Origin of the sequence: Metapseudomonas resinovorans DSM 21078 (genome assembly GCF_000423545.1) — a bacterium.
Classification (GTDB): Bacteria; Pseudomonadota; Gammaproteobacteria; order Pseudomonadales; family Pseudomonadaceae; genus Metapseudomonas; species Metapseudomonas resinovorans.
Map to the genome: position 1 here is coordinate 108,037 of NZ_AUIE01000001.1, position 15,720 is coordinate 123,756.

The window sequence follows — 15,720 nt, forward strand, 5'->3', positions numbered from 1 at the left end:
AGCGGCGACAGCCAAGAGGGGAACCGCCATGAGTCGTGAAGCTTTGCAGGAATCGCTGTCCGCGGTGATGGATAACGAGGCGGACGAACTGGAGCTGCGTCGAGTTCTCGCCGCCAGCGAAGATCAAGAACTACGGGCTACCTGGTCGCGTTACCAGATTGCCCGTGCCGTGATGCACAAGGAGCTGCTGGAGCCGCGCCTGGACATCGCTGCCGCGGTATCGGCCGCCCTGGCCGAAGAAGCCGCGCCGCCGGCGAAGGTGGTACGCGGTCCGTGGCGCAGCCTGGGACGACTGGCCGTTGCCGCTTCGGTGACCGTGGCTGTGCTGGCCGGTGTACGCCTGTATAACCAGGACGAGGTCGTAGGCACCCAGCAGCTGGCGCAGCAGCAGGGCAGCCAACCCACGATGGTTATGCCGCAGGCGCAGAAAGGTGCCGTTCTGGCTGGCTATAGTGAAGATGCCCAGCAGGTTCAGCAGCCCATCGGCGCGACACAGTCGTCTTCCGGTTGGCACGAGAAGCGTTTGCCGGCCTACTTGCGGCAGCACGCGCAGCAGGCTGCGATGAGTGGTAGCGATAGCGCATTGCCCTATGCCCGTGCTGCCAGTCTGGAGAGCCGCTGAGGAGGAACATGCGCGCACTTCCGGTATTCATCTTGCTAGGCGGCTGGCTGGCCCAATCAGCCCAGGCCGCTGACGCTCAGGACTGGCTGCAGCGCCTCGCTGACGCGGAGCAGCGCCAGAGTTTCCAGGGAACTTTCGTCTACGAACGAAATGGGAGTTTCTCCACCCATGAGGTCTGGCATCAGGTCCAGGAGGGTGGGGAAGTGCGCGAGCGTCTGTTACAGCTCGATGGCCCGGCGCAAGAGGTGGTGCGCGTCAATGGACGCGCCCAGTGCGTGAGTGGCTCCCTTTCCGATCAGATGTCCGATGGTCAGGCCTGGCCCGCCCGTACGCTCGATGCCAAGCAGCTTTCCGAATGGTATGACCTGCGCCTGGCTGGCGAATCTCGCGTAGCCGGTCGACCGGCCATGGTCCTGACCCTGGCTCCCCGTGATCAGCATCGTTATGGCTTCGAGCTGCATCTGGATCGTGACACCGGCTTGCCGCTCAAGTCCCTTCTCCTGAGCGACAAGGGACAGTTGCTGGAACGGTTCCAGTTCACTCGCATCAATACCACGACCCCCCCGGCTGATGCCGACCTGCAGCCCAGTTCGAGCTGCAAGTCTGTGCGCGTCAGCGAGACGCAGGCCGACAAGCCAGCCCATTGGCGCTCCGAATGGCTGCCGCCGGGCTTCAGTCTGACCAGCGCGCAGGAGCGTCGCAGCCCGGCATCGTCCGATCCTGTGTCCAGCCTGCTCTACAGCGATGGCCTGGCACGTTTCTCGGTGTTCCTCGAGCCGCTGCATGGCGCAGTGGTCGAAGATGCACGCAGCCAGTTGGGGCCGACAGTGATGGTGTCCAAGCGGCTCAGTACTGCGGACGGCGACGTGATGGTGACTGTGGTCGGCGAAATCCCGCTGGGAACGGCCGAACGGGTCGCCCTGTCCATGCGGGCAGTGGAGGCATCTGCGACACAATGATCCCTGCTACAGGATCTATAACCGCATCGCGGTGCGGGCGTTTCGGCTCCCGCTTTGTCTTTTTCACGATGTTCCACCGAGCCTGGGGCTGACGCTCCGGGCTCGTTTTGCTTTTATGTTTCTGCTTTGCTCGTCGGGCCGGGCGGCTCGGCGAGTTCATACCACTCGTTATGCGACGGGAGCTGTATGTCGATGCTTAACCTTAAATCCTGCATGACTGCCATGGCAGCCTTGCTGTTGCTTGGTCAAACCCTTGTGGCTCGTGCCGAATTGCCGGACTTCACGCCTCTCGTCGAAGAGGCGTCTCCGGCAGTCGTCAACATCAGTACCCGGCAGAAGCTGCCCCAACGTGGTGCGGCCGGGGCCCAAGTGATGCCGGACCTGGAGGGTCTGCCGCCGATGCTGCGCGAATTTTTCGAGCGCAACATGCCGCAGATGCCGCGTAATCCGCAGGGAGGTCGCCAGCGCGAAGCACAGTCGCTTGGTTCTGGCTTCATCATCTCCAGGGACGGTTATGTCCTGACCAACAACCACGTGGTGGCTGACGCCGATGAGATCATCGTGCGCCTGTCCGACCGCAGCGAGCTGGAAGCCAAGTTGATTGGTGCCGATCCGCGTACCGACGTGGCATTGCTGAAGGTCGAGGGCAAGGACCTGCCGATCGTGAAGATCGGTAAATCCGACGAGCTCAAGGTGGGCAGCTGGGTGCTGGCCATCGGTTCGCCGTTCGGCTTCGACCACTCGGTGACGGCCGGTATCGTCAGCGCCAAGGGGCGTAGCCTGCCGAACGAGAACTATGTGCCGTTCATCCAGACCGACGTCGCCATCAACCCGGGCAACTCCGGTGGCCCGCTGTTCAACCTGGATGGCGAAGTGGTTGGTATCAACTCGCAGATATTCACCCGCTCCGGTGGCTTCATGGGGTTGTCTTTCGCCATCCCGATCGACGTTGCCATGAGCGTCGCGGATCAGCTGAAGTCCGAGGGTAAGGTGAACCGCGGCTGGCTCGGCGTCGTGATCCAGGAAGTGAATAAAGACCTGGCCGAATCCTTTGGTCTGGATAAACCTGCCGGTGCGCTGGTGGCCCAGGTTCAGGAAGGTGGCCCGGCAGCCAAGGGCGGCCTGCAGGTGGGGGATGTCATTCTCAGCATGAATGGTCAGCCCATTGTGGTTTCCGCTGACCTGCCGCACCTGGTCGGAAATCTCAAGCCGGGTAGCAAGATCAGGCTGGAAGTCGTGCGTGGCGGTAGTCGCAAGACCCTCGATATGGCCATTGGTGCCCTGCCGGAAGATGGCGAGGAAATGGCCGCCGCAACCGGCGATGGCGTCGAACGCAACATTAATCGCCTTGGTGTGAGCGTGGTCGAACTGACCGATGAGCAGAAAAAGGCGCTGGATATCCAGGGTGGCGTTGTGATCAAGGAGGTCCAGGACGGTCCGGCGGCCATGATGGGCCTGCGTCCGGGTGATGTGATCACCCACTTGAACAATCAGGCCATCACCTCGGCCAAGGCTTTCACCCAGGTGGCGAAGGAGCTGCCGAAGAACCGTTCGGTATCCATGCGCGTACTGCGTCAGGGTCGTGCCAGCTTCATCACCTTCAAACTGGCCGAATAGCGCGGTTGCAGTGCATAAGGGCGGCCAATGGCCGCCCTTTTTCGTTTATGCCTTCCGCCGCATGGGCGTGACGGGCTGGCCGCCGATCAGGTAAACTCCCCCGCTATTTTTCGGCGAGCAACCTGCTTGCGGCTTTCTTGAGTGTTGACCTGTGAGTGACCTGAGTCATATCCGCAATTTCTCCATCATCGCCCACATCGACCATGGCAAGTCGACCCTGGCAGACCGCTTCATCCAGATGTGCGGCGGCCTGTCCGACCGCGAGATGGAGGCCCAGGTACTGGACTCCATGGACCTGGAGCGCGAGCGTGGCATCACCATCAAGGCCCACAGCGTCACGCTGCACTACAAGGCGCAGAGCGGTAAGACTTACCAGCTGAACTTCATCGACACCCCCGGTCATGTGGACTTCACCTATGAGGTCAGCCGTTCGCTGGCCGCGTGCGAAGGCGCGTTGCTGGTGGTGGATGCCGGCCAGGGCGTGGAAGCCCAGTCCGTGGCCAACTGCTACACCGCCATCGAGCAGGGCCTCGAGGTCATGCCGGTGCTGAACAAGATGGACCTGCCCCAGGCCGAGCCGGAGCGGGTCAAGGAAGAGATCGAACACATTATCGGCATCGACGCCACCGACGCCGTGCCCTGCAGTGCCAAAAGCGGCATGGGCGTGATCGATGTGCTGGAGCGTCTGGTCGAGGTGATCCCCGCCCCTGAAGGCGAGATCGACGCACCGTTGCAGGCCCTGATCATCGACTCCTGGTTCGACAACTACCTGGGCGTTGTCTCTCTGGTCCGCGTCAAGCACGGCCGGGTGAAGAAGGGCGACAAGATCCTGGTGAAATCCACCGGCAAGCTCCACCAGGTGGACAGCGTTGGTGTATTCACTCCGAAGCACACCGAGATGGCCGATCTGAAGGCCGGCGAGGTGGGCTTCATCATCGCGGGCATCAAGGACATCCATGGCGCGCCGGTGGGCGATACCCTGACCCTGTCCAACACTCCTGACGTGGACGTGCTGCCGGGCTTCCAGCGCATCAAACCGCAGGTTTACGCCGGCCTGTTCCCGGTCAGCTCCGATGACTTCGAAGACTTCCGCGAAGCCCTGCAGAAGCTGACCCTGAACGACGCCGCCCTGCAGTACGAGCCGGAAAGCTCCGAAGCCCTGGGCTTTGGTTTCCGCATCGGGTTCCTCGGCATGCTGCACATGGAGATCATCCAGGAGCGCCTGGAGCGCGAATACGACCTGGACCTGATCACCACCGCTCCCACCGTGGTCTTCGAGATCGTGCAGAAGAACGGCGAGACGATCTACGTCGACAACCCGTCCAAGCTGCCCGACCTCGCGTCCATCGACGAAATGCGTGAGCCCATCGTCCGCGCCAATATCCTGGTACCCCAGGAGCACCTCGGCAACGTCATCACCCTGTGCATCGAGAAGCGTGGCGTCCAGCGCGACATGCAGTTCCTCAGCTCGCAGGTCCAGGTCTGCTACGACCTGCCGATGAACGAGGTGGTACTGGACTTCTTCGACCGCCTGAAGTCGGTAAGTCGTGGCTATGCGTCGCTGGACTACAGCTTCGATCGTTTTCAACCGGCTAATCTGGTGAAGCTGGATGTGCTGATCAACGGCGAGAAGGTCGATGCCCTGGCACTCATCGTGCATCGCGATCAGGCCCACTACAAGGGGCGTGCGCTGACCGAAAAGATGAAGGAACTGATCCCGCGGCAGATGTTCGACGTGGCGATTCAGGCGGCGATCGGTGGACAGATCGTTGCGCGTACTACCGTAAAGGCGCTCAGGAAGAACGTTCTGGCCAAGTGCTACGGCGGCGACGTCAGCCGTAAGAAAAAACTGCTGGAGAAGCAGAAGGCCGGTAAGAAACGGATGAAGCAGGTTGGCAGCGTGGAAATCCCGCAAGAAGCCTTCCTCGCTGTGCTCAAAGTGGATAGCTAGGGTCTATGTCGATCAATTTCCCGCTGTTGTTGGTTATCGCCGTGGCAGTCTGCGGCGTGCTCGCGCTTATCGATCTGGTTCTGCTGGCCCCGCGCCGGCGCTCTGCGATTGCTGCCTACGAGGGGCAAGTCGGCGAGCCCGACCCGGAGGTGGTCGACAAGCTGAACAAGGAGCCACTGCTGGTGGAGTACGGGAAGTCCTTCTTCCCAGTACTGGCCATCGTACTGGTGCTGCGCTCCTTCCTGGTGGAACCCTTCCAGATCCCGTCCGGCTCGATGAAACCGACCCTGGAAGTGGGTGATTTCATCCTGGTCAACAAGTTCGCCTATGGCATCCGCCTGCCAGTGCTGGATAACAAGGTGATCGAGGTGGGTGATCCGCAGCGCGGTGATGTCATGGTGTTCCGCTATCCCAGCGACCCGAACATCAACTACATCAAGCGGGTGATCGGCCTGCCGGGCGACCGCATTGCCTACAGCAGCGACAAGCACCTGACCGTCAACGGTAAGCCAGTCGCCGAAAAGCTGCTGGGCGAAGAGCCGGGAACGTTGGGTAGCGCCATGCTCTACGAAGAGAAACTGGGCGAAGCCGAGCACCTGATTCGCAAGGAAATGAAGCGCTACCGCATGGAGCCGGGTCGCGAGTGGGTAGTGCCCCAGGGTCATTACTTCATGATGGGCGACAACAGGGACAACTCCAACGACAGCCGCTACTGGAACGATCCGCGTATCCCGAAGGACCTGCTCGGCATGGTCCCGGACCGGAATGTCGTCGGCAAGGCGTTTGCCGTGTGGATGAGCTGGCCCGATCCCAAGATGCGTAACCTGCCGAACTTCTCCCGAGTGGGCCTGATTCACTGATAACCCGCTCGCCATTGCGGTTTTGCGGCGTTGTTCATGACAGCGCCGCAGTCGCTATATAGTCTTGCTTGCGGGCCAACCGGCCTCCATAAAAACACAGACATTGAGGTCGATCATGACGTTCGCGCGTAAGCAGAAGGGTATGTCGGTTATGGGCTGGCTGCTGGTTCTGGCCATAGTGGCTTTCCTGGCCAGCACCGCCTTCAAGGTCATCCCGCACTATCTCGATTTCTTCTCCCTGGAGAAGATCATTACTTCGGTGGAAACCGAGAAGGCCCTGGAAATCAGGTCCATTCCCGATTTCTACAGCCATGTCAGCAAGGGCATGCAGGTGAATGGCATCCGTGACCTTGACCTGGAAAAGTCCCTGAAGGTAACCCTGGAAAACAACGAGTTCCAGGCCCACCTCAAGTATGAAAAACGCGAACCTCTGGTCGAGAACCTCGATCTGGTGGTGCGCTTCGATAAAGAATTCCGTGTGCGAGCCCAGTGAGCGTATCCCTCAGCCGTCTCGAGCGTAAGCTCGGCTATACCTTCAAGGACCAGAGTCTGATGATTCTGGCCCTGACCCACCGCAGTTACGCGGGGCGCAACAACGAGCGTCTCGAGTTCCTCGGCGATGCCATCCTCAATTTCGTCGCCGGCGAAGCGCTGTTCGAGCGTTTTCCGCAGGCCCGTGAGGGCCAGCTGTCACGGCTGCGCGCGCGACTGGTGAAGGGCGAGACCCTGGCGCTGCTCGCCCGCGGTTTCGAGTTGGGCGAGTACCTGCGCCTGGGCTCGGGTGAGCTGAAGAGTGGTGGTTTCCGCCGTGAATCGATTCTCGCTGACGCACTGGAAGCGCTGATAGGCGCCATCTACCTGGATTCCGGCATGGAGGCCGCGCGTGAGCGCGTACTCGCCTGGCTGGCCAACGAACTCGAAGGCCTTACCCTGGTGGACACCAACAAGGATCCCAAGACCCGTCTGCAGGAATTTCTGCAGTCCAGGGCGTGCGAACTGCCACGTTATGAAGTGGTGGATATCCAGGGTGAACCGCACTGCCGGACGTTTTTCGTCGAGTGCCAGGTCACCCTGTTGAATGACAAGACCCAGGGCCAGGGCGTCAGCCGGCGTATCGCCGAACAGGTGGCTGCGGCTGCCGCCCTGGTTGCCCTCGGCGTGGAGAACGGCAATGACTGATATCGATACCCCCCGCTGCGGCTACGTTGCCATCGTCGGCCGCCCCAATGTGGGCAAGTCCACGCTGCTCAACCACATCCTTGGGCAGAAACTGGCGATCACCTCGCGCAAGCCGCAGACCACCCGGCACAACATGCTCGGCATCAAGACCGAGGGTAATGTCCAGGCGATCTATGTCGACACCCCCGGCTTGCACAAGAAGAGCGACAAGGCGCTGAACCGCTACATGAACCGTAGCGCCTCGGCGGCCCTGAAGGATGTGGACGTGGTTGTCTTCGTGGTCGACCGTGACCGCTGGACCGAAGAAGACCAACTGGTGCTGGAGCGCGTGCAGTACGTGCAAGGCCCAGTGCTGATCGCGGTGAACAAGACTGACCGCCTGGAAGAGAAGGGCGACCTCATCCCGCACCTGGCCTGGCTCCAGGAGCAACTGCCGAACGCTGAACTGATCCCGGTTTCCGCCCTCCAGGGACACAACCTGGACACGTTGGAGCGCCTGGTGTCGGAGCGTCTGCCGGAAGGTGACCACTTCTTCCCGGAAGACCAGATCACCGACCGCAGCAGCCGCTTCCTCGCAGCCGAGCTGGTGCGCGAGAAGATCATGCGGCAGTTGGGCGCCGAGCTGCCCTACCAGATCACCGTGGAGATCGAAGAGTTCAAGCAGGAAGGTCACATCCTGCACATCCACGCCCTGATCCTGGTGGAGCGTGACGGCCAGAAGAAGATCATCATTGGCGACGGTGGCGAGCGCATCAAACGCATCGGCCAGGACGCTCGCAAGGACATGGAGACCATGTTCGACTCCAAGGTCATGCTCAACCTCTGGGTGAAAGTGAAGGGAGGCTGGTCCGACGACGAGCGTGCCTTGCGTTCCCTGGGCTACAACGACCTCTGAGCCTCCTCATGATCAGCGCGGCGCTACCGGCGTTTGTCCTGCACAGCAGGGCCTATCGGGAAAGCAGCGCGCTGGTCGACTTTTTCACCCCTCAAGGCCGCCTGCGCGCCGTAATGCGGGGTGCTCGAGGCAAGACCGGAACCCTGGCGCGACCCTTCCTGCCGCTGGAAGCCGAGTTCCGTGGCCGCGGCGAGCTGAAGAATGTCGCGCGCCTGGAGGGCGGCGGTATCCCCAACCTGCTTGCCGGTGAAGCGCTGTTCAGCGGGCTCTACCTCAATGAACTGCTGATTCGCCTGCTGCCGGCTGAAGACGCGCAGCCGGCGCTCTTCGAACACTATGCCGTTACGCTCCAGGCCCTGGCGGCCAACCGACCGCTGGAACCTTTGCTGCGCGCGTTCGAATGGCGCCTGCTGGACGAGCTGGGCTATGGTTTCGCCCTGGATTCGGACCTGGCAGGACAGCCCATTGCCCCCGACGGTATCTATCGCTTGTTGCCCGACGCAGGGTTGGAGCCGGTGGGGCAGTTGCAGCCCGGTCTTTTCCATGGCCGCGAACTCCTCGCCCTGGCCGAAGCCGACTGGAGCGCCCCCGGCGCCCTCGGCGCGGCCAAGCGCCTGATGCGCCAGGCCCTGGCACCTCATCTGGGCGGCCGACCTCTGGTCAGCCGCGAGCTATTCATGACGATCAAGGAACCTCCCCGTGACTGAAGCCAACCGCGTACTTCTCGGCGTCAACATCGATCACGTCGCCACCCTTCGCCAGGCCCGTGGCACTCGCTATCCGGACCCCGTCAAGGCGGCGCTGGACGCCGAGGAAGCGGGTGCCGATGGCATCACCGTGCACCTGCGCGAAGACCGCCGGCACATCCAGGAGCGCGACGTACGCCTGCTCAAGGACGTGCTGCAGACCCGCATGAACTTCGAGATGGGCGTGACCGAGGAAATGATGGCCTTCGCCGAGGAGATTCGCCCCGCGCATGTCTGCCTGGTTCCGGAGACCCGCCAGGAGTTGACCACTGAAGGCGGACTCGACGTCGCCGGCCAGGAAGCCCGCATCAAGGCCGCGGTAGAACGCCTGGCCAAGGTCGGCAGTGAAGTGTCGCTGTTCATCGATGCTGATCCGCAGCAGATCGAGGCGGCCCACCGTGTCGGTGCACCGGCCATCGAGCTGCATACCGGTCGTTACGCCGATGCCCACACCCCGGAAGAAGCCGCTCGCGAACTTCAGCGCATCCAGGAGGGCGTCGCCCTGGGCCTCAAGCTCGGCCTGATCGTCAACGCCGGCCATGGCCTGCACTATCACAACGTCGAGCCTGTGGCGGCGATTCCGGGCATCAATGAGCTGAACATTGGCCACGCGCTGGTGGCCCACGCGCTGTTCGTTGGCTTCAAGCAGGCAGTGGTGGAGATGAAGCAACTGATCGTTTCGGCCGCGGCCAAGGGCTGATCAAGTCAGGCCTCGGGCCTGTTCAGCGAATGAGCTCACCCCCATATGGCGTTCGTTTCATGTGTGGGTGTGTAGGGTGGGCTCCAGCCCACCCTACGCGCTCCCACGACGTAACCAGTATCAAGGCTTGCGGGCGATCATCACGGCACGGGCCGGCGCGGGCAGGCCTTCGATGGTGCGGCTATGGTCAGCGGGATCGAGGAACTCCGGGAGAGACTGGAAGCGCATCCATTCGGTGCTGCGCTGCTCTTCCACGCTGGTGTAGCTGACATCCACGCAACGGATATCCACGTAGCCTGCACGGCGTAGCCATAGTTCCAGGGCCGGAGCCGAAGGCAGGAACCAGACATTGCGCATCTGCGCGTAGCGGTCCTCGGGCACCAGCACCTGTTGCGCATCGCCTTCGACCACCAGGGTTTCCAGTACCAGCTCGCCGCCTCGGCGCAGGCAATCCTTGAGGTCGAGCAAGTGGTCGATGGGGGAGCGGCGATGGTAGAGCACGCCCATGGAGAACACGGTATCGAAGCCTTCCAGCTTCGGCGGCAACTCTTCCAGCGCCAGAGGCAGGTGCCAGGCGGGGAGGTCAGGGAGGAAGCGTTTCATGGCCAGGAACTGGCAGAAGAACAGCCAGTTGGGATCGATACCCACCACGCTGTCGGCGCCGGCACCAAGCATGCGCCACTGGTAGTAACCATTACCGCAGCCGACATCCAGCACGCGGCGTCCACGCAGGTCGAGATGGGGCGACACCCGGGACCATTTCCAGTCCGAGCGCCATTCGGTGTCGACGTGTACGCCGAACAGCTCAAAGGGGCCCTTGCGCCAAGGAATCAGCCCTTGCAGCGCAGTTCTCAGTGCAATGCGTGTGGCGTCGTCGCAGGGGCCGTCGAGCAGGAAGCGCTGCGCCAGTTCCACGTGCTGTGGTTGTAGCGGCGGCAGCGCGTTGACCGCAGCGCTCCAGCGCTCCAGATCGCCATGACCAACCGCCAGCTTGGCGTCGAGCTGAGCGGGCAGATCGGCTGCCCAATCCTGCAGGGGCGTGCCTGCCAACGTTTGCTGCAGAGTGTCCAGGTCCAGCGTACGAATCATGGTAGGGCGATCAGCGAAGCGAAGTTGAGGCATTGGAACCAGGGCACGACCTTGGAGAAGCCGGCCGCCAGCAGGCGTTCACGGTGTTCTTCCAGGCTGTCCGGGTGCATGACGTTTTCCAGGGCACTGCGTTTCTGGGCGATTTCCAGTTCGCTGTAGCCATTGGCGCGCTTGAAGGCAATGTGCAGGTCGGTGAGTAACTGGTGCTCGTCGGCGTCCTCGAAGCGCAGCTTTTCCGAGAGGATCAGCGCGCCGCCGGGCAGCAAGGCCTGGCGAATACGGCCGAGGAGTTCCGTGCGGCGCTCGCGGGGCACGAATTGCAGGGTGAAATTCATCGCCACCAGGGAGCAGGGCTGGAAGTCCAGGGCAAGGATGTCGGCCTCCATCACCTCCACCGGCAGCAGCTCCTGAAACATGGCGTCCTGAGCGTGCAGGTACTCGCGGCAGCGCTCCACCATGGCGCTGGAGTTATCCACAGCAATGACCCGGCAACCGTCGGTCTTCACATGGCGGCGCAGGGCCTGGGTCACGGCACCGAGGGAACTGCCCAGGTCATAGAGTGGGGTACCGGCCTGGGCGAACTGAGCTGCCAGCACGCCGATGTTCTCGACGATGGTGGGGTAGCCTGGCACCGAGCGCTTGATCATGTCCGGGAACACCCGGACCACGTCTTCGTTGAAGGCGAAGTCGCCGACTTGGGCCTGGGGATTGGCGTAGATGCGATCAGGGCTTTCGGTCACGGGCCGGTACCAGCAGTGGAAAAGGCCGGCATTCTAACGGACTGCGCGACGCGGCCAAACCACCCTTACTTCAACTGATCGGAAAAGAACTCGCCCGCCCCCTGCAGGGGGCCAAGCGGGTTTCGCTTGACCTCGTGGCGGCGGATGTTCGGTTCGCCGTTGCTCACCTTGTGCACGACCACGTCGTCCACCAGCACGAATACGGCGCGGAATACCCAACCCTGCAGTTCGCGATTCTTGCGGAAATTGAAGACGTCAGCCCAGAAGCTGCCGACCCGCTGGGTATCGGTTTTGGTGAATTCGAAGGCGTAGCCAATGCAGCGGTCCTTGGCTTCGAGGCACTTCATCAGCCCTTCGGGCAGATAATCGATCGGGACGTTGGGCTGGACGAACATCAATCGCACGTCGATGAACGAGAGCATCTTGCCGTTGCCCTGGATCAGCGGGTCGAAGCCCAGGGAAAAAAGCTCGGGGCGGGTCGTTCTGCCCGGCATCGCCTGGGAATAGCGGGCCTCGGCATCGCTGTAATCCCGAAACGGCGACAACACTTCGGCCCGTTCGCTGGGCAATAGACTGCCGCAACCTGCGAGAAGAACTGCATAGCACAGCAAGCTCCACAGTCGTACCAGGCCGCCCATTGCTCGCTCCCTTTTTTTTGAGTGTCCGCCTATTTGCTATAGCCGATTTCCCGGGAGGGTGCCGGGGGTTTCTTCGCGGATGGGATGGAGGTCGACAACGTCACGGCGGAGGAAGTGATGCCCCATTGGCCGAGCCAGTAGCTGAGAATGATCAAATAGCTCGCGGCACCAAAGGGGGAGACGAAGCGGTTGAACCCGATCAGGCTGTCGGATAGCACGAAGAGCGCTGCACCCCCGGCTGCCAAGAGCGCCGATTGGCGGTCGAGATCCGCACCCAGGCGGGCCAGTGCACGCCAGAGCATGGCACTGATGGCCAGTGCGTAGCAGGCTACCGGAACCAGCAGGACGCCCAGGCCGCCCGAGGCGAGCAGGGCGAAGATGGCGCCTCCACTCCCAATCGAGGTCAGCAGGGCCATCGGGGCCAGCCGACGGGTGTCCAGCAGATAGGCGCGCAAGTAGGCCAGATGGGCTAGCAGGAAAGCGCCAAGGCCGAAGACGAACAGATCGGCAGGCCACTGCAGCAGCATGTCGCCGAGCAGCGACAACGCCAGGCCGATGGCTATCCAGCGGCGGTAAGGGCCGGATGGTGCTCGGCGCAGCCAGAGCAGCAGGGCGATGATGGGAACCGGTTTGCTGACGAAGCACAACCAGTCGAGTTCCAGCGCGAGGCCAGTGAGAAAAGCCAGCACGCCGGCCAGCCCGAAGATCAAGATTCCCATGAGTGCTCCTGCAGATCGGTCAGGGCATCACTATGGGAAGCTGCCGATGCGCCCGCCAGGCGGCGGACGCCAACGGTGCAGTCATTTGGCGCTACTTGACGCTGATCTGGCAGTCGAAGGATTCGGCCGGCGCCACGTCGGTCTCCCAGGGGCGCTGGTAGTCGAGGTGCAATCGGCCTTCGCCGGGTTGGCTGGCCTTGAAGCGCCAGGTGGATTGGCCCGCGCTGCCCACCAGGCCTGCATCTTCCGGCGTCGAATAGACCTCCGGGCCGAGGCTCTGCAGCACGTTGCTCGCGGCGTCGCGCACCACCCAGCGAAAGCCAGTGGTGGGGTTGCTGGGGAGTGTCAGCACCAGAGGTTGGCCCTCGCTGAGGGAGAGCGGGCAGTCATCCTGTTGGTCCTGGACCACCATCGGGCCGGTCTTCTGCTGGGCGCAGGCGGTGAGCAGGGCGAGGCCCAGGGGTAACAACAGGCGAGGGGAGGGAACGAAGAACATCGGCGGCTCCGTCGGTCAAGGGCGGGGTCAGCATAACGGCTGACTCCGCCCTTGCGTAGGCTTGGTTCGAAAAGTGCCAGCGACTTTTCTAGAACAGGAGCGGTCCCTCAGTCGAACAATACCTTCGCCACATCGCTGAAGCGTCGGGCAAAGTGCACGGTCAGGCCTTCCTTGAGGTAGTCCGGCAGTTCTTCGAACGAACCTCGGTTGGCCTCAGGCAGGATCAGCTCGAAGATTTTCTGCCGGCGTGCGGCGATCACCTTCTCGCGTACGCCACCGATCGGCAGCACCTGGCCCGTGAGGGTCAGTTCGCCGGTCATGGCGACGCCCTTTTTCGGTACCTGGTTGCGTGCCAGGGAGAGCAACGCGCTGGCCATGGTGATGCCGGCACTTGGGCCATCCTTGGGCGTGGCGCCTTCCGGTACGTGGAGATGGACGAATGCCTGGTCGAAGAAGGTCGGGTCGCCGCCGTAGCGCTTCAGGTGCGAGCTGATGTAGCTGTAGGCGATCTCGGCCGACTCCTTCATCACATCACCCAGTTGGCCGGTGAGCTTGAAGCCGCGGTTGAGGGTGTGGATGCGCGTCGCCTCGATGGGCAGGGTTGCTCCGCCCAGGCTGGTCCAGGCCAGGCCAGTGATCACGCCGACCCCCGACAGCAGCTGCTCCTTGCGGAACGGCGCCAGGCCCAGGTAGTGCTCCAGGTCCTTCTGGCCGACCTTGATATTCGTCTCGGGCTCCTCCAGCAGGCGGACCACCGCCTTGCGGATGATCTTGCCCAACTGCTTCTCCAGTTGACGCACGCCTGCTTCGCGGGCGTAGCCCTCGATCACGGAAGTCAGGGCGCCATCGGTAATGGCCAGGCGCCCCTTCGGTACGCCGGTACGCTCCAGCAGGCGCGGCCAGAGGTGGCGCTTGGCGATGGCGTGCTTTTCCTCGGTGATGTAGCCGGAGAGGCGAATGGTCTCCATGCGGTCCAACAGGGGCCCCGGAATGGAGTCCAGTGTGTTGGCGGTGCAGACGAACAGCACCTTGGACAGATCCAGGCGCAGGTCCAGATAGTGGTCGAGAAACTCGACGTTCTGCTCCGGGTCCAGGGTTTCCAGCAGGGCCGAGGCTGGATCGCCCTGATAGCTGGCCCCGAGTTTGTCGATCTCGTCGAGCATGATGACCGGATTCATCACCTCCACCTCTTTCAGCGCCTGCACCAGCTTGCCGGGCAGGGCGCCGATGTAGGTGCGGCGGTGGCCCTTGATTTCAGCTTCGTCGCGCATGCCGCCAACGCTGAATCGGTAGAAGGGGCGCCCGAGGGATTCGGCGATGGACTTGCCAATGCTGGTCTTGCCCACGCCGGGCGGGCCTACCAGCAGGACGATGGAACCGGATATCTCACCCTTGAAGGCGCCCACCGCGAGGAATTCGAGGATGCGGTTTTTCACGTCATCCAGCCCGGCGTGGTGTTTGTCCAATACCTTGCGGGCATGCTTGAGGTCGAGCTTGTCTGCCTTGTAGACGCCCCATGGCACCGAGGTGGCCCAGTCCAGGTAATTGCGGGTGACCGCGTACTCCGGCGATCCGGTTTCCAGGATCGACAACTTGTTCAGCTCTTCATCGATGCGCTTCTTCGCCTGGCTGGGCAGCACCTTGCCTTCCAGGCGCTGGGTGAACTGCTCACTGTCGGCACTGCGGTCGTCCTTGGTGATGCCGAGTTCCTGCTGGATCAGCTTGAGCTGCTCCTTGAGGAAAAACTCGCGCTGGTGCTGGCCGATCTTGCGGTTCACCTCGGCGGACAGCTCGCTCTGCAGCCGCGCGACTTCCACTTCCTTGCGCAGTAGCGGCAGCACCTTCTCCATGCGCTTGAGGATCGGTACGGTGTCCAGCACCTCCTGCAACTCACGGGCGGGCGCAGTGGTCAGGGCAGCGGCGAAGTCGGTCAGCGGCGAAGGATCGTTGGGGCTGAAGCGGTTGAGGTAGTTCTTCAGTTCTTCGCTGTACAGCGGGTTGAGCGGCAGCAGTTCCTTGATGGCATTGATCAGCGCCATGCCGTAGGCCTTGACCTCGTCACGCGGGTCCAGCGGGCTATGTGGATAATCCACCTCCACCAGATAGGGAGGGCGGTGACGCTTGAGCCAGCCCCGGATGCGCACCCGTGACAGGCCTTGGGCCACGAACTGCAGTTTGCCGCCCTCGCGGCTGGCATGGTGCACGCGCACCAGGGTGCCGTGCTCGGGCAGGGTGCTGGGGTCGAAATGGCGCGGGTTCTCCGGCGGGTTTTCCATGAAGAACAGCGCCAGGCAGTGGTGTTCGGTCTTGGCCACCAGCTCAAGGGTTTCCGCCCAGGGCTCTTCGTTGACGATGACCGGCAGCACCTGGGCCGGGAAGAACGGGCGATTGTGGATGGGAATGACGTAGACCTTGTCCGGCAGGGTCTGGCCGGGTAGCACCAGGCCGGTCCGCTGGCTTGAAGTGGCTTCGTCGACGATGTCGGCGTTGATATCCTGATCGCTCATGG

16 protein-coding genes are annotated in these 15,720 nt (G+C 62.5%); 10 read left to right on the top strand and 6 right to left on the bottom strand.

Translation table 11 applies throughout. The features are described from left to right. The first annotated feature begins 28 nt into the window (after positions 1–28). From G559_RS0100455 to pdxJ, 10 genes are all read left to right on the top strand, one after another. Positions 29–622, top strand: coding sequence for an RseA family anti-sigma factor (locus G559_RS0100455; RefSeq protein WP_028626349.1), 594 nt, complete (start codon positions 29–31; stop codon positions 620–622). A gap of 8 nt (positions 623–630) precedes the next feature. Next, positions 631–1,581: a MucB/RseB C-terminal domain-containing protein gene (locus tag G559_RS0100460; protein WP_028626350.1), complete on the top strand. Its 951-nt coding sequence runs from the start codon at positions 631–633 to the stop codon at positions 1,579–1,581. 192 nt (positions 1,582–1,773) lie between these two features. Continuing rightward, complete coding sequence (locus G559_RS0100465; RefSeq protein WP_036996681.1) at positions 1,774–3,198, top strand: DegQ family serine endoprotease; 1,425 nt, start codon at positions 1,774–1,776, stop codon at positions 3,196–3,198. Between the two features lie 151 nt (positions 3,199–3,349). Further along, complete coding sequence (gene lepA, locus G559_RS0100470) at positions 3,350–5,149, top strand: translation elongation factor 4 (protein WP_028626352.1); 1,800 nt, start codon at positions 3,350–3,352, stop codon at positions 5,147–5,149. Positions 5,150–5,154: 5 nt separating this feature from the next. Next, positions 5,155–6,009, top strand: coding sequence for a signal peptidase I (gene lepB, locus G559_RS0100475; RefSeq protein WP_028626353.1), 855 nt, complete (start codon positions 5,155–5,157; stop codon positions 6,007–6,009). Positions 6,010–6,124: 115 nt separating this feature from the next. Further along, entirely contained in the window at positions 6,125–6,502 is a 378-nt protein-coding gene (locus G559_RS0100480) for a DUF4845 domain-containing protein (RefSeq protein WP_028626354.1), read from the top strand. Then, entirely contained in the window at positions 6,499–7,188 is a 690-nt protein-coding gene (gene rnc / locus G559_RS0100485) for a ribonuclease III (protein ID WP_028626355.1), read from the top strand. The genes G559_RS0100480 and rnc overlap by 4 nt, the downstream gene beginning before the upstream one ends. Beyond that, positions 7,181–8,083 (top strand): GTPase Era, encoded by a 903-nt coding sequence (gene era / locus G559_RS0100490; protein ID WP_028626356.1) that lies wholly within the window; start codon positions 7,181–7,183, stop codon positions 8,081–8,083. The genes rnc and era overlap by 8 nt, the downstream gene beginning before the upstream one ends. Before the next feature lie 8 nt (positions 8,084–8,091). Further along, positions 8,092–8,790 (top strand): DNA repair protein RecO, encoded by a 699-nt coding sequence (gene recO / locus G559_RS0100495; RefSeq protein ID WP_028626357.1) that lies wholly within the window; start codon positions 8,092–8,094, stop codon positions 8,788–8,790. Continuing rightward, the gene (gene pdxJ / locus G559_RS0100500) at positions 8,783–9,529 is read left to right on the top strand and encodes a pyridoxine 5'-phosphate synthase (protein WP_028626358.1); all 747 of its coding nucleotides are present in this window, start codon (positions 8,783–8,785) and stop codon (positions 9,527–9,529) included. The genes recO and pdxJ overlap by 8 nt, the downstream gene beginning before the upstream one ends. A gap of 120 nt (positions 9,530–9,649) precedes the next feature. On the opposite strand, the gene cmoB is transcribed toward pdxJ, so the two are convergent. The 6 genes from cmoB to lon form a co-directional block, all read right to left on the bottom strand. Next, positions 9,650–10,618 (bottom strand): tRNA 5-methoxyuridine(34)/uridine 5-oxyacetic acid(34) synthase CmoB, encoded by a 969-nt coding sequence (gene cmoB, locus G559_RS0100505; protein ID WP_028626359.1) that lies wholly within the window; start codon positions 10,616–10,618, stop codon positions 9,650–9,652. Further along, positions 10,615–11,358 carry a carboxy-S-adenosyl-L-methionine synthase CmoA gene (gene cmoA, locus G559_RS0100510; RefSeq protein ID WP_028626360.1) on the bottom strand — a complete coding sequence of 248 codons (744 nt, stop codon included), beginning with the start codon at positions 11,356–11,358 and terminating at the stop codon, positions 10,615–10,617. Before cmoA ends, cmoB begins: the two co-directional genes overlap by 4 nt. Positions 11,359–11,423: 65 nt before the next feature. Continuing rightward, positions 11,424–11,996 carry a hypothetical protein gene (locus G559_RS0100515; RefSeq protein ID WP_028626361.1) on the bottom strand — a complete coding sequence of 191 codons (573 nt, stop codon included), beginning with the start codon at positions 11,994–11,996 and terminating at the stop codon, positions 11,424–11,426. A gap of 29 nt (positions 11,997–12,025) precedes the next feature. Beyond that, positions 12,026–12,715, bottom strand: coding sequence for a lysoplasmalogenase (locus tag G559_RS0100520; protein WP_028626362.1), 690 nt, complete (start codon positions 12,713–12,715; stop codon positions 12,026–12,028). A 91-nt stretch (positions 12,716–12,806) separates the two neighbouring features. Then, the gene (locus tag G559_RS0100525) at positions 12,807–13,211 is read right to left on the bottom strand and encodes a protease inhibitor I42 family protein (protein ID WP_028626363.1); all 405 of its coding nucleotides are present in this window, start codon (positions 13,209–13,211) and stop codon (positions 12,807–12,809) included. Between the two features lie 107 nt (positions 13,212–13,318). Continuing rightward, positions 13,319–15,718 carry an endopeptidase La gene (gene lon / locus G559_RS0100530; protein ID WP_028626364.1) on the bottom strand — a complete coding sequence of 800 codons (2,400 nt, stop codon included), beginning with the start codon at positions 15,716–15,718 and terminating at the stop codon, positions 13,319–13,321. Positions 15,719–15,720 lie beyond the last annotated feature (2 nt).

Excerpts from the sequence above, each read along its gene's own strand:
- G559_RS0100525 (WP_028626363.1), bottom strand. The coding sequence starts at position 13,211 with ATGTTCTTCGTTCCCTCCCCTCGCCTGTTGTTACCCCTGGGCCTCGCC.
- G559_RS0100460 (WP_028626350.1), top strand. The coding sequence starts at position 631 with ATGCGCGCACTTCCGGTATTCATCTTGCTAGGCGGCTGGCTGGCCCAA.
- era (WP_028626356.1), top strand. The coding sequence starts at position 7,181 with ATGACTGATATCGATACCCCCCGCTGCGGCTACGTTGCCATCGTCGGC.
- G559_RS0100480 (WP_028626354.1), top strand. The coding sequence starts at position 6,125 with ATGACGTTCGCGCGTAAGCAGAAGGGTATGTCGGTTATGGGCTGGCTG.
- lon (WP_028626364.1), bottom strand. The coding sequence starts at position 15,718 with ATGAGCGATCAGGATATCAACGCCGACATCGTCGACGAAGCCACTTCA.
- cmoB (WP_028626359.1), bottom strand. The coding sequence starts at position 10,618 with ATGATTCGTACGCTGGACCTGGACACTCTGCAGCAAACGTTGGCAGGC.
- G559_RS0100455 (WP_028626349.1), top strand. The coding sequence starts at position 29 with ATGAGTCGTGAAGCTTTGCAGGAATCGCTGTCCGCGGTGATGGATAAC.
- G559_RS0100520 (WP_028626362.1), bottom strand. The coding sequence starts at position 12,715 with ATGGGAATCTTGATCTTCGGGCTGGCCGGCGTGCTGGCTTTTCTCACT.
- G559_RS0100465 (WP_036996681.1), top strand. The coding sequence starts at position 1,774 with ATGCTTAACCTTAAATCCTGCATGACTGCCATGGCAGCCTTGCTGTTG.
- lepB (WP_028626353.1), top strand. The coding sequence starts at position 5,155 with ATGTCGATCAATTTCCCGCTGTTGTTGGTTATCGCCGTGGCAGTCTGC.
- G559_RS0100515 (WP_028626361.1), bottom strand. The coding sequence starts at position 11,996 with ATGGGCGGCCTGGTACGACTGTGGAGCTTGCTGTGCTATGCAGTTCTT.
- recO (WP_028626357.1), top strand. The coding sequence starts at position 8,092 with ATGATCAGCGCGGCGCTACCGGCGTTTGTCCTGCACAGCAGGGCCTAT.